The 13,591-nt window shown below is 66.3% G+C and carries 10 protein-coding genes; 5 read left to right on the top strand and 5 right to left on the bottom strand.

The window, feature by feature from the left end; genetic code table 11:
• Window positions 1–39: 39 nt before the first annotated feature.
• Window positions 40–678 (bottom strand): HD domain-containing protein, encoded by a 639-nt coding sequence (locus ACCQ10_RS06125; protein ID WP_166751268.1) that lies wholly within the window; start codon window positions 676–678, stop codon window positions 40–42.
• A gap of 148 nt (window positions 679–826) precedes the next feature.
• On the opposite strand from ACCQ10_RS06125, the gene ACCQ10_RS06120 reads away from it, so the two are divergent.
• A complete protein-coding gene (locus tag ACCQ10_RS06120) occupies window positions 827–1,573 on the top strand; it encodes an EAL domain-containing protein (RefSeq protein WP_372362505.1) in 747 nt (248 codons plus the stop codon).
• Between the two features lie 123 nt (window positions 1,574–1,696).
• Here ACCQ10_RS06120 and ACCQ10_RS06115 read toward each other — a convergent pair whose 3' ends face one another.
• Together ACCQ10_RS06115 and ACCQ10_RS06110 are read right to left on the bottom strand one after the other, a co-directional pair.
• Window positions 1,697–3,391 carry an FAD-dependent oxidoreductase gene (locus ACCQ10_RS06115; protein ID WP_372362504.1) on the bottom strand — a complete coding sequence of 565 codons (1,695 nt, stop codon included), beginning with the start codon at window positions 3,389–3,391 and terminating at the stop codon, window positions 1,697–1,699.
• A gap of 212 nt (window positions 3,392–3,603) precedes the next feature.
• On the bottom strand, window positions 3,604–4,233 hold the full coding sequence (locus ACCQ10_RS06110; protein ID WP_372362503.1) for an alpha-ketoglutarate-dependent dioxygenase AlkB: 630 nt from the start codon (window positions 4,231–4,233) through the stop codon (window positions 3,604–3,606).
• A gap of 161 nt (window positions 4,234–4,394) precedes the next feature.
• On the opposite strand from ACCQ10_RS06110, the gene ACCQ10_RS06105 reads away from it, so the two are divergent.
• Window positions 4,395–5,375, top strand: a complete 981-nt coding sequence (locus tag ACCQ10_RS06105; RefSeq protein ID WP_372362502.1) for an SDR family oxidoreductase — start codon at window positions 4,395–4,397, stop codon at window positions 5,373–5,375.
• A gap of 280 nt (window positions 5,376–5,655) precedes the next feature.
• On the top strand, window positions 5,656–8,010 hold the full coding sequence (locus ACCQ10_RS06100) for a GH92 family glycosyl hydrolase (protein ID WP_372362501.1): 2,355 nt from the start codon (window positions 5,656–5,658) through the stop codon (window positions 8,008–8,010).
• A gap of 1 nt (window position 8,011) precedes the next feature.
• Here ACCQ10_RS06100 and ACCQ10_RS06095 read toward each other — a convergent pair whose 3' ends face one another.
• Window positions 8,012–8,728, bottom strand: a complete 717-nt coding sequence (locus tag ACCQ10_RS06095; RefSeq protein ID WP_372362500.1) for a DUF429 domain-containing protein — start codon at window positions 8,726–8,728, stop codon at window positions 8,012–8,014.
• 194 nt (window positions 8,729–8,922) lie between these two features.
• Here ACCQ10_RS06095 and ACCQ10_RS06090 point away from each other — a divergent pair, with 194 nt between their 5' ends.
• Window positions 8,923–9,825, top strand: coding sequence for an SDR family oxidoreductase (locus ACCQ10_RS06090; protein WP_372362499.1), 903 nt, complete (start codon window positions 8,923–8,925; stop codon window positions 9,823–9,825).
• Window positions 9,822–11,627 carry a glycoside hydrolase family 15 protein gene (locus ACCQ10_RS06085; protein WP_372362498.1) on the top strand — a complete coding sequence of 602 codons (1,806 nt, stop codon included), beginning with the start codon at window positions 9,822–9,824 and terminating at the stop codon, window positions 11,625–11,627. Before ACCQ10_RS06090 ends, ACCQ10_RS06085 begins: the two co-directional genes overlap by 4 nt.
• A 281-nt stretch (window positions 11,628–11,908) precedes the next feature.
• Here ACCQ10_RS06085 and ACCQ10_RS06080 read toward each other — a convergent pair whose 3' ends face one another.
• Window positions 11,909–13,387: a glycoside hydrolase family 30 protein gene (locus tag ACCQ10_RS06080; protein WP_372363064.1), complete on the bottom strand. Its 1,479-nt coding sequence runs from the start codon at window positions 13,385–13,387 to the stop codon at window positions 11,909–11,911.
• Window positions 13,388–13,591 lie beyond the last annotated feature (204 nt).

The raw sequence follows: 13,591 nt of genomic DNA, 5'->3' as shown, positions 1-13,591 counted from the left end.
CTGATCACCCAGCGCTGATCGACCAGCGTGCGCCCGCGCTCAGCCCGGTGCGTGCGCCGGCAGCGCCTGTTCGCCGTGGTCGGCCAATGCCTGCATCCGCGCGACCACGCCGCTGAACAGGCGTGCGGTGGCGGCGTTGCGGCTGCGGAAGATCTCTTCCAGCGCGGCGTAGTACCACAGCGTGCCGTCGCGGCCGGCGGTGAACACCTTGAAGATGTCCTGCCCCACCGCCGGGTTGTCCAGATCCTGCACGATTGTGCGCGCGTTATAGAGCTTGTCGCAGCCGGACACCAGCAGCGCGCGCTCGGGCGTCTTGCGCAGGTGCTCCAGATAGGCCAGCTTGCGCTCGCGCCAATCGCGCTTGCGCGCACGCGCGCTGTCGTCCACCTCGGCCTTGTCTTCGGCGGTGGCGTCGGTGCAGGCCATCACGATGTCGGCCACGGCGTCGCCAAACTGCGCGCGGATCGAGGCCTCGTGGCCGCCACCGCAGTCTTCCACCACGTCATGCAGCAGGCCGGCAATGGCCTGCTCTTCGTCGCCACCGCATTCCAGCACCAGTGTCGATACGCCCAGCAGATGGCTCAGGTACGGAATCTGCGTGCCCTTGCGCACCTGTCCGGCATGGGCAATGCGCGCGTAGTCCACGGCCAGGGCGTAGCGTTCGGTAAGAGCGGTCATGGGGCGTCCGATGCGAGTGATGGCCACAGTATCGCCGAGCCCGACCACGCGCGGAGTGAGGATGCTGCGATGGGCAATCCGCCCTCAATGACGCGCTGTTGCGGCCGATAGGACTAGGCTCGACCCACGCCGCATGATGGACCACGCCATGACCCAGATTCCTGTTTGCAACGCCTGCCGCGACGGCCGGGAATTTCCCACCGCCATTACCATGGCGTTCCAGCCCATCGTCGATGTCGCCACGCGCAGCCTCTATGCCGGCGAAGCGCTGGTGCGCGGGGTCAACGGCGAGTCGGCCGGCAGCATCCTGGCGGCGGTGGATGCGCGCAACCGCTATGCCTTCGACCAGGCCTGCCGCATCAAGGCGATCGAATGCGCCGCGCAGATCGCACTGCCCACGCTGCTGTCGATCAACTTCATGCCCAATGCGGTCTACAACCCCGAGCATTGCCTGCGCGCCACGCTCTCGGCTACCGAACAATACGGCTGGCCGCTGGATGCCATCATCTTCGAGGTCAGCGAGCAGGAGCACCTCACCGACCCGGCCCACCTGCTCGACATCCTGCGCACTTACCAGGCCCGCGGCCTCAAGACCGCCATCGACGATTTCGGCGCCGGCTACGCCGGGCTCGGCCTGCTGGCCGACTTCCAGCCCGACCTGCTCAAGCTCGACATCGCCCTGATCCGCGGCGTCGACAGCAACCGCAGCCGCCAGGCCATCGTCCTGCACGTCACCCGCATGTGCGAAGAACTCGGCATCACCGTCATCGCCGAAGGCATCGAACAACCCGACGAATCCCGCGCCCTGCGCGACATGGGCATCCACCTGCAGCAAGGCTACCTGTTCGCCAGACCACAGATCGGCGCGCTACCGCAGGTGCACTGGCCGCAGTAAGCAGGCGCAGGCGCAAGAAGCAAGCCAATCGCGCGCCCATCGGCACAATCGCAATCGCCAGACACACCATCCGCACCCGAAGACATCGCCCAGCACGCAAGCCGCTTCACGATTCCCGATTCCCTATTCCCCAGCACTGGCAAGTTCAGAGACCGGCACCGGGTTGGCCTGATGCGCCAGGTATTGATGGACCTGCGCCACCACCGCCGCGCCCTCGCCCACCGCGGCGGCAACGCGCTTGACCGAGCCGGCCCGCACATCGCCGATGGCGAATACACCCGGGCGATTGGTTTCCAGCGGCAGGCAGGCCGGCACGCCATCGCCGCGCGCGGTGCCGGTAATGACAAAGCCGCGCTTGTCGGTTTCCACGCAATTCTGCAGCCAACCGGTATTGGGGTCGGCACCGACGAACAGGAACAGGTGGCGCAACTCCACCCGTGTGGTCGCACCATCTGCGCGCGTACGCAGGACGGCGGCCTGCAGGCCGCGATCGGGGTCACCGTCCAGCGCGGCCACTTCGGTGCCGGTATGCAGCTGCACGTTCGGCAACGCAGCGATGCGCTCGATCAGGTACTGCGACATCGACGCTTCCAGCCCGTCGCCGCGGATGATCAGGTGTAATTCCTTGACCCGCGGCGCCAGGAACGCCACCGCCTGCCCTGCAGAATTGCCGCCGCCCACCAGCGCCACCACGCCGCCCTCGCACAGGCGCGCTTCCACCGGCGAGGCCCAGTACGACACGCCGTGGCCTTCGAAGCGCTCCAGTCCTTCGATGTCGGGGCGTCGATAACGCGCGCCGGACGCAATCACCACGGTGCTGGCCAGCACCTGTTTGCCATCGGCCAGGTCCAGATGCAGCGCACCGTCGTCGCGTCCGCACTCCAGCGTTGCCGCTTCGAGCGGGATGGCCAGCTCGGCGCCGAATTTCAGCGCCTGGTTGTACGCACGTCCGGCCAGCGCCTGCCCGGAAATCCCGGTAGGAAAGCCCAGATAATTTTCGATCCGGGCCGAGGCGCCTGCCTGCCCGCCGATGGCGCGCTGATCCAGCACCAGCACCGTCAAGCCTTCCGACGCCGCATACACCGCCGTCGCCAGGCCTGCAGGGCCGGCGCCCACAATCGCCACGTCGTAGCGCTTGTCCGGGTCGATGTCAGGGGTCATGCCCAGGCAATGCGCGGCCTCGGCATCGCTGGGCTGGCGCAACACGCGGCCACTGGGGCACACCATTACCGGCAGGTCGTGCTCCTGGATGCCCAGCCGCTCCACCAGCGCGCGGCCGTCGTCGTCGGAGACATCCATCACCGTGTTGGGGTAGCCATTGCGGGTCAGAAAGCCCTGCAAACGGGTCAGATGCGGGTCGTCCGGCTCGCCGATCAACACCGAGCCGGAGGCATCGCCTTCGATCAACCCGACCCGGCGCAGGATCAACGCACGCATCACCACTTCGCCCACTTCGGCCGAACTGATCATCAGCGCGCGCAGATGTGCGGTGTCGAACGGCAGCGCCAGGCAACCGTCCGGCCCGGCGCGCCCGGCCGCCAGCGATGCGCGCCCGGCCAGCTGGCTCACCTCGCCGGTGAACTGGCCGGGCGTGTGCAGCGTGATCGGTTTTTCGTTGCCCAGGCCGTCGCGGCGCACCACTTCGATGGCGCCTTCCAGCACCACCCACACCGGAGCATGCGCATCACCCACTTCGAACACGGCCTCGCCAGCGCCGAACCGCTGCGCCGGCCCGCTGGCAAAGCGCCGCGTGATCGCCAACTGGCCCGCATCCAGCTCGGGAAACATCTGATGGTGGCGGGTCTCGTCCAGAGGCATGGATCGGCAGCGTTTGAAGGGGGGATTGCATGCAAGCATGCGCAGTGGTGACGGCAATGGCAATCACTCGAAATAGGCACGGCAGCGCATGACACGCGGCACACGCGCCGCAAGCGCACGCGAGCGGATGTGGTAGCCGTTTGCGCACGGCCACGTCCTGGCGTGACGCTCGCACAGGCGAGCGCCACCGGGCCATCACATCTGCACGCGCATCACGGCGACGGCGACTCCCAGTGCGGGCCATGCCGGCCTGCGGCCATGCGCTCGGCCGGGCGCACGCGAAACACCACACTCAGGCGTTCGCCCACTGCGCGGCTGGTCTTGGGAATGCCGTGGGTATGCGTTCGCTGCGACGCATGGCTCATCGCCAGCAGACTGCCCGGCGCCAGCTCCAGGCCGATGGCGCGCGCGTGGCCAGTGCTGGCACGCAGGTTCATGCGTCGCGGCGTTCCCAGCGACACCAGCGCAATCGGATACGGCGCCACCAGCGTCTGCAGCGTGTCGTGATGCATCGCCACGCTGTCGCGCCCGTCGCGATACAGGTTCAGCCCTACCGCGTTGTACGGCGCGGGCACCACCGCCTGCACCGCATCGAGCAGGCAGTGCAACGGCAAGCCGGCAGGCAACGCGCCATCCAGCCGATAGGAGGCCAGCAGGCGCGGCACCTCGACCATGCGGTCGTACATCTCGCGCCGCTGGCTGCGCCAGTCCGCTGCGTCGCGCAGCGCATCGAAGCACGCCTGTGCCAGCGCCGGCGCAAGCAGCTGCGGCCAATAGCGCACGCCGCCTTCGGCATCGTCCAGCACCTGCAAGGGCGTGGTGGCAGTGTCGAACAGATCCATCGCTGCCATATGCGGGCGGGCGCAGGCGATTTCAGCACCACGCCCGCGTCACGCCGTGCAGCAACCCGATCAGTTCAGTTTCACGCAGCGGTACGCAAACAGCCGCGTCGTGTTCACGCCGGGCGATCAAGCATGCCTGTCCAACGTCGTGGAGCTCTCGCATGCATCGCACTTCTCCTGCCCACGTGGTGATCTCCGGCGCCTCCAGCGGCATCGGCCAGGCCACGGCCGAAGCCTTCGCCGAACACGGCGCGCGCCTGGTGCTGGCTGCACGCGGCGAAGACGCCCTGCAGGCCGTTGCCGAACGCTGCCGCGCACGCGGCGCCACCGTGCTGGTGGTGCCCACCGACGTCAAACACGCCGACCAGGTCAAGGCACTGGCCACCGCCGCACAGAGTTTTCTGGGCCGCATCGATCTGTGGTTCGGCAATGTCGGTGTCGGCGCGGTGGGCAAATTTCACGAGGTGCCGATCGACGCCAGCGCTGCGGTCATCCACGCCAACCTGCTGGGGCGCATGCACGATGCGCACGCGGTGATTCCGATCTTCATCGCGCAGGACCATGGCGTCTTCGTCAACATGATTTCCTCCGGCGGCTTTGCACCTACGCCGTATGCGGCAGCGTACAGCGCCAGCAAGTTCGGCCAGCGCGGGTTTTCCGAAGCGCTACGTGCCGAGCTGGCCGACTACCCGCGCATCCATGTCTGCGACGTGTACCCGTATTTTGTCGACACGCCCGGACTCACCCACGGTGCCAACTACGTGGGCCGGCGTCTGGGTGGCCCGCCGTTGATGTTGGACACCCGCACCGTGGCCGCAGCGGTGCTGCGCCTGCTCGACCGCCCGCGCGCCACCGTCGTGCTGGGCGCGCCCGTGCACGCAATGCGCGCCGCACACGCACTGGCGCCCAATCTGCTGGCCCGCCTCACCCATCGCGTGTTTACGCGTTACTTCGCGCAGGCACCGCGCGTGCTGCAATCCAGCGGTAATGTGCTCGGCCCGCCGGCCATTGCAGGAGGCATCGACGGTGGCTACCGCAGGCGCGCCGCAGCGCATCCACGCTCGCCCCGCAACACGCTGGTGATTGGCGCGGCAGCAGCGGGGCTTGCGGCCCTGGCGGTACTGGCGCTGCGGCGACGTTGAGGCGCCGCCATCCTGCTGCCGCAAAGGCTGGGCAACGCGTTGCATGCGATAGGCGGTAGGGGCGATTGGCTGGCAGTTGCACACCAACCGTGTGCAACGGATACCCGGCCGGCAGCGTTGCCTACAACGGCGTGCCTGCCGGTCCGTGCTGAACAAATCGGCCCGGCGTCTGGTCGTGTGGCGAACCCAACCGACAGCGCACTGCTGCCTGCGCTGCACCCCTGTGGCCCGCCAGGGCGCTGTGCTACGGTCCGGCGCTGCATCCGCCGGAGCCGTTCGCATGCCGCATCGATTGATCGCATTTCCTCGTCTGCGCTGGTTGCTGCTGTTGACCAGTCTTGCGGTCGTCACCGCCAACGCGGCAGCCCGCACGGCCGAGTCTGCCTTTGCCGCCGTGGACCCATTCATCGGCACCGGTGGCGAAGGCCACACCTATCCCGGTGCCACGGTCCCGTTCGGCATGGTGCAGCTGAGCCCGGATACGCAGATCAAACCGCGCAAGGAGGCCTATGGCTGGGCTGCGGGTTACCGGCATAGCGACACCACCATCGTCGGGTTTTCGCATACGCATTTTTCCGGCTCCGGGCATTCGGACCTGGGCGACATCCTGCTGATGCCGCAGGTGGGCGAGATCAAGCTCGAACGTGGCGACGCGAACACGCCCGGCAGCGGCTACACCGCGCAATTCGATCACAGCAGCGAGCAGGCGCAGCCCGGCTATTACGCGGTCACCCTGAAAGACAGCAACATCCGCGCCGAACTCACCGCCAGCGCGCGCGTGGGCGTGCACCGCTATCATTTTCCGAAAGGTGCGCCGGCGCATGTGCTGGTCGATTTGCGCACCAGCCTGTATGACTACCCGGGCAAGGTGCAGTGGTCGCGGTTGCGCGTGCGTAGCGATGGCACCGTCACCGGCTTTCGCGAAACGCGCGGTTGGGCGCCCGGCCGGCAACTGTATTTCGCCATGCGGCTTTCGCGCCCGCTCACTGCCACGCAACTGCACGACACCGAGCAAGACATCCCATACAAGGGCTTCCCACCGCCCGGCGCGAACAACCCGGCGCAACGCGCGCAGATCGAAGGCCGGCAACTGGTGGGCGTGTTCGATGTGGCCAACGACGGCACGCCGCTGGTGGTGAAGGTTGCGCTATCGCCGGTCAGCGAAGCCGGCGCCATCGCCAATCTCGATGCGGAAGTGCCGGGCTTCGATTTCGACCGCGTGCGCGCCGATGCACGCACGCAATGGACGCAGGCGCTGGCGGCGATCGATGCACAAGGCACGCCGCAACAACGCACCCAGCTCTATACCGCGCTGTATCACACCCTGCTCGGCCCCACCCTGTTCATGGACAGCGACGGCCAGTATCGCGGGCCGGACAACGCCGTGCATCAGGCGCGTGGCTGGACCAACTACTCCACCTTCTCGCTGTGGGACACCTACCGCGCGCTGCATCCGTTGCTGACCCTGGTGCAGCCGCCGCAACGCAGCAGCGACATGGTCAACTCGCTGCTCGCCGCACGCCGCGACAGCCCTTACGGCATCCTGCCGGTGTGGGCATTCCACGGCCTGGAAACCTGGTGCATGATCGGCTACCACGCCGTGCCGGTGATTGCCGATGCGTACATGAAGGGCATCGGCGGCTTCGACGCCGACGAAGCATTGCAGGCGATGGTGGCCAGCGCCGACTACGGCCCGTACGACGGCCTCGCGCAATACCGCGAGCTCGGCTATGTGCCCATCGACGAAGAAGGCGAAGCCGCCTCCAAGACGCTGGAATACGCCTTCGACGACTGGACCATCGCGCGCATGGCCCAGGCGCTCGGCAAGCCGGAGATCGCCGCAGAGTTCAACAAACGCGCCGGCAACTGGAAACACGCCTTCGACCCGGCCACCGGCTACATGCGTGCGCGTACCCGTGCCGGCAACTTCCGCGAACCGTTCGACCCGTCGGCCAGCGGCTACGGCAGCGACTACACCGAAGGCAATGCATGGCAGTACTCGTGGTACGTGCCGCAAGACGTGGCCGGGCTGGCCGCCGCGCATGGCGGCGAAGACAAACTCCTCGCGCGCCTGGATGCGGTGTTCGATGCCAAGGTGGACCCCAAGGTCTTCGAGCACATGGAAGACATCACCGGGCTGATCGGCTGGTATGCGCACGGCAACGAACCCAGCCATCACGTGGCCTATCTCTACGCCTACGCCGGCCAGCCCTGGCGCACGCAGGCGCGCCTCACACAGATCATGGACAGCCAGTATCACGCCGGCCCCGAAGGCCTGGCCGGCAACGACGATCTCGGCCAGATGTCGGCCTGGTACGTGTTCACCACGCTGGGCTTCTACCCGGTGGCGCCGGGCAGCAATCAATACATCATCGGCCGCCCGTTCCTGCCGCGCGCCACGCTCAACCTGCCCAATGGCAAGCGTTTCAACATCGTCGCCGATGGCCTGAGCGCGTCGCGCCCGTATATCGGCAGCGCCACGCTCAATGGCCAGGCCTTGAACCGTGCCTACCTGACGCATCAGGAGATTCAGGCCGGTGGTGAGCTGCGGTTCCGCATGCAGGCCACACCGAACCAGCAGTGGGCAAGGGACCCGGCGCAACGGCCGTATTCGATGTCGGCGCAGCCACGCTGATTCAGAAGTAGATGCCCATGCGCAGGCCGCAGGCGTCGCGCTCGACCACCGCCGGCAGGCTGCCGGCGGTGCCTGCCGCAATCCGCTGCGCACTCCAGCAGGCCGCCAGGGCATCCAGCACATCGTCTGGTTGCGCGCACGCACGCGGCACGCGCTCCAGCAGCGAGGCAACGCGCGCCGCGCCGTAGTGGTCGCCTAGCAACCGGCAGCGTTGCCGCTGCCCTTCGCTGCTTTTCTTCGCTGCAGCCAGGCCCGGCCCGCCGGCAAGCGCCGCAAACGACACTTCCGGATGCACCTCGAACACACGTGCGGCCCATGCAGGGTCTGCCCGCAAGGCGTCGTCCCACGCGCGGATCTTGGGCAGCAACGCGAACGACTGCACGCCAAAGCCACGCTGCTTCTCATGATCCAGCGCGCGGTGCAGCGCAGAGGCTTCCGCCTGCGTGCGTGCCTGCAAGATGCCGCGCAACGGCGCAGCAAAGATGCTGCACGCACGCCGCCCGCCCACAAATGCGCGCGCCTGCGTATCCGCCGCACGCCGTGCATGCTCGCTCAGTCCGATTGGGATATCCACGCCCAGCACGTCCACCGCAGGCAAGGCCACTGCAAGCGCAGCCACGCTTGGGTAGTAGGCAAATGCCAGCCCGTCGCCGTTGTCCCACACGGCGATCCAGCCACTGCGCGCCCCATCGACGCCAACACACCAAGCTTGTTGCACGGCTACAAAGTCTCTTGCGTGAAGAATGGACGAGGTGACCCTGGAGTGACGCGCGCCTAGCGTCGTCGCGTCATGCGTTCACATGATGCACAAGTTTTTTTCACCCGTGCACAGCAGGGGCGTTCCCACACTGGGCGGCATCGGTGCGCTGTGTCCGCGCGTACCGCGCCATCCCCCACTGCAGGAGTCCGTGCATGTCCAGCGCGAAGAACCAGTACGAAATGCAAAACCCCCTGACCCAATTCCCGCAGCCGCAGTTCCCGGAGCAGACCCAGGACGCACCCGGCACCATCCATGCGCTGCAGCCCAAGGCCGACCACGGCGAGCAGAGCTATAAAGGCTTTGGCCGCCTGCTCGGCCGCAAGGCGCTGATCACCGGCGCAGATTCCGGCATCGGCCGTGCCACCGCCATTGCCTATGCACGCGAAGGCGCCGACATCGTGCTCAATTACCTGCCCGAAGAAGAACAGGACGCCGCCGAGGTCGTCGAACTGATCAAGGCCGAAGGCCGCAAGGCGATCCCCATCCCCGGCGACCTCAAGGACGAAGCATTCTGCAACGAACTGGTGGCACGCGCGGTCAGCGAACTGGGCGGACTCGACCTGCTGGTCAATATCGCCGGCAAGCAGACCGCCATCAAGGACATTGCCGACATCACCACCGAGCAGTTCGACGCGACCTACAAGACCAACGTGTACGCGATGTTCTGGTTGTGCAAGGCGGCCATCCCGCACCTGCCGCCGGGCGCGTCCATCATCAACACCGGCTCGATCCAGTCCTACCAGCCCTCGCCCACCCTGCTCGACTACGCGTCAACCAAGGCGGCCATCGTCAACTTCACCAAGGGCCTGGCCCAGCAGGTTGCGGACAAGGGCATCCGCGTCAACGCGGTTGCACCCGGCCCGGTATGGACGCCGTTGCAGCCCAGCGGTGGCCAGCCGCCGGAAAAGATCCCCGATTTCGGCTCGGAAACGCCGCTCAAGCGTGCCGGCCAACCGGTAGAAATGGCGCCGCTCTACGTCATCCTGGCCACGCAGGAATCCAGCTACGTCACCGGCGAAGTGTTCGGCGCCACCGGCGGCCTGCTGTTGTCTTGAGCCGGCCCGACGCGCAGTTCAAACGCGATGCCAGCGGCACCTTGCCGATCGCTGCCTATGCAGCGGTCGGCGACGGGCGTTCGGTCGCCCTGTGCGGCGCCGACGGCAGCATCGACTGGTGGTGCGTGCCGAAGATGGACTCGCCCCCGCTGTTCGACCGCCTGCTCGATGCGGGCGCAGGCGGCTATTTCGCCCTGACGCCGCGTGCCTTGCAGCAGGTAAGCCGCCGCTATCGCGACGGCAGCAATATTCTGGAAACCACCTTTATCACCGACACCGGCAGCGCACGCCTGACCGAGTCGCTCAATAGCGGCGAAGCCGGCCGCCTGCCGTGGTCGGAATTGGCACGGCGTATCGAAGGCATCGACGGCGAGGTGCTGTTCGATCTGGTTTACCGGCCCGGCACCCGCGCCGGCGAGGCAACGCCCTGGCACAGCGAAACGCCCAACGGCCGCGTGCATCACATCGGCCCGTTGATGACGATGCTGCGCTTCGACAGCGCAGCCGTCGACGTCACCCACTGCGACGATCGCGGCGTGCAGGCCACGCTCACCGCACGCGCGGGCGAGACGCACGTGGTCGCCCTGCTGGCCGCCGAAGACGATGCCCTGCCAGTGCCGTCGCTGGCCGATATCGACGCGCGCATCGATCGCAGCGACGAAGAATGGCGCGAATGGAGCGGAAATTTGCGCTACGACAACGGCTATCGCAACGAGGTCATCCGCTCGGCGTTGGCGCTGAAGTTCCTGTGGTTTTCGCCCACCGGCGCAATTGCCGCGGCGGTGACCACCTCGTTGCCCGAGCAGATCGGCGAGAACGGCAATTGGGACTACCGCTACGCCTGGGTGCGCGATGCGGCATGCACCACCAAGGCGTTTTTGCGTGTGGGTGCGCTGGCTGATGCCAAGGCCGCCTTCAGCTGGCTGATGCGCACCATCCGCCGCCACCGCCCCGGCGTGCGGCCGTGCTACACGCTCGATGGCGATCCCGTGCCGGACGAACGCGAGATCGACATCCCCGGCTACCGCAACACCCGCCCGGTGCGTGTGGGCAACACCGCCAACACCCAGCTGCAGCTGTGCCTGTATGGCGACATCTTCGAGATGGCAGCGCGCTTTTTGGATGCCGGCCACATCCTGGACCAGGAGACCGCCCGCCAGCTGTTCGAACTCGGCAACGAATGCGCCAACACCTGGATGCGCAAGGACGCCGGCTTCTGGGAACTGGAGGCCAACGAGCACTACACCATGTCCAAGGTGGAATGCTGGCTTGCATTGCGCCGCGCCAGCGAGCTTGCCAGGGCCGGGCACTTGTCCAGTGCCATGCTGCCGCGTTGGGAGCGCGAACAACAGCGCATCCTCGACTGGATCGACACCCGTTGCTGGTCGGACGAAAAGCAGTCGTACACCTTTTACGCCGGCACCGAGGATCTGGATGCCAGTCTGCTGCTGGCATCGCGCTTCGGCCTGGGCGGCCCACGCCGCGCGCGCATGATTACCACACGCGACGCCATCCGCAAGGAACTCGCCACCGGCGCACTGGTGCACCGCTACAGCGGCATGCAAACCCGCGAAGGCAGCTTCACCGCCTGCGCCTTCTGGATGGTGGAAGCCTACGGCCTGCTCGGCGATCGCCAGGAAGCCAGACGCTTGTTCGAGTGCCTGCTGGAGCAGCAAGGCAACGACGTTCATCTGATGCCGGAGATGGTGGATGCCGCCACCGGTGAAGCCTTGGGCAATCTACCGCAAGGCCTGAGTCATCTGGCGCTGATCCATGCAGCGCTGGCTGTGGACGGCATATAGGCCCGCGAAGTGGCAACCCGCGAAGCGCGCCGGAATAAGCGCGGCGCATAACAGCTGGCAAGCAGCCGTCAGGTGAGTGCGTAGACGCTGAGAAAATGCAGTGTACGAATGGCATATGCCGAATCCGCGCACCGGCTGCGCCCGCCTGGCGGTGAGCGCAGTCGCTTTCTTAGCCGCTCTAAACTAGGGAGATGCGTCCCCTTTTCCCACCGGGAGAAGGTGCCCGAAGGGCGGATGAGGGCACGCTTTCTCGCGATCCAAACCAGCCATCGACGCCCCACCTACTGCATCAACACCACCGTCTGGATCGCATGCGCCGGTATCTCCAACTCGCTCGACGCCTCACCCACATACAGGTTGTAACGAATCGCCACGTCGCTGGCATTCATCACTACCGTCGCCAGTGACCCATCGCGATTGGCAAATGCGGTGGTCATCAGATTACTACGGCTGCTGGCCGCACTCACCCGCCGCGCACCCGGCCGGATGAACTTGGAAAAGTGGCCGATATACCAATAGCTCGGCGTGTACGTCACCTCACCCGCGCGCGTGTCCGCATGCACCGGCGCAAAGCAGTAATTGCCCACATGATTGGGCCCGCCATTCTGGTCGAGCAGGATGTTCCAGTCGGTCCAGCCCACCGCGCCGTGATTGAGATCGTTGATGATGGCGGTGCCGTAGCGTTCGCCATTGGGCCAATACTGCAACTTGGCGGCATCGAACTTTTCCACCGCCGCCTCTGTGAGAAGCAGATGCTTGTCCGGGTAGGCCTGCGCCACCGCCGCCACGTTCTCCACCATCGGCTCGAATCCGGCCCAGGTTTCGTACCAGTGGAAGCCCATGCCCCAGGCATATTTGGCCGCCTCCGGGTCGTCGAAGATCACATGCGCGCGGTGCACCATCATGTCGCGGTTGTGGTCCCACACGATGATCTTGCGATCGCCGTAGCCGGCGCTGGCCATGGTGGGCCCGAGATGGTTTTTCAAGAAATCGCGCTCTTCTTCGGCAGAGAACAGCATCGACTCCCAGGTCTGCACCGCCATCGGTTCGTTCTGCAGGCTGATGCCCCAGATCGGGATGCCCGCCTTCTCGTACGCCGCAATGAACCGCGTGTAGTAACGCGCCCAGGCCTGCGCATACTCCGGCAATAGCGTGCCGCCCTTGAGCATGGTCTTGCTGTCTTTCATAAAGGCCGGTGCGCTCCACGGGCTGGCAAAGGTGGTGAGCGTGCCGCCTGCAGCGGCAATGGCCTGGCGCAACATCGGGATGCGGTACCTGGCATCGTGCTTGACCGAGAAGGTCTTCAGCGCCGCATCGCCCTCCTTGATGTAGGTGTAGCTGCCGCTACTGAAGTCTGAGCTATGGATGGTGGTACGCGCCAACGTATAGCCAATGCCGTTCTGCGGGTCGTAGTAGGCGGTGAGTAGCGCGCGCTGCGCACGCTTGGGCAGCTTGGCGAAGGTCTCAGCGCTGGAGTCGGTGATGGCCCCGCCGATGCCCAGCAACTCCTGAAACTGCCGCTGCGGATTGACGAAGATGGAGTTCTCTTTCTCGGTCAACGCATGCCCGGCGACAGGAGCGGCCGCTGTGCTGGCGCGCATCTGTTGCGTGGCGCCTTGAGAGCTGGTGTAGAGACGCAGCGCGCCATTGCTGCTTGTCGCCGGCGAGGTCGCATCTGACGCGGCTGGGCTCGCCGCGAGTGCCACGGCCGACGTTACGGCACCCGCGCTGCTCACCGTGCCCAGCCCCATCCCCAGCATTCCCACCACCGACCACGTCATCGCTCGCTTCACCGCGCACCCTCCCAGGTAGATCGCGCAAGCCTAACCGACCAACGCGCCGCAACATGGCACAGCAAACGAGCGCAAGCGCGCCTCGACCTCCCCTTCTCCCTCTGGGAGAAGGTGGCGCGCAGCGCCGGATGAGGGTACGTGCGCACGTGGCGGTGCAAGCCACGCATGTAA

This window comes from Xanthomonas sp. NCPPB 1325 (assembly GCF_041477645.2).
Lineage (GTDB): Bacteria > Pseudomonadota > Gammaproteobacteria > Xanthomonadales > Xanthomonadaceae > Xanthomonas > Xanthomonas cannabis.
This window is presented reverse-complemented; position numbering and strand designations above follow the sequence as displayed.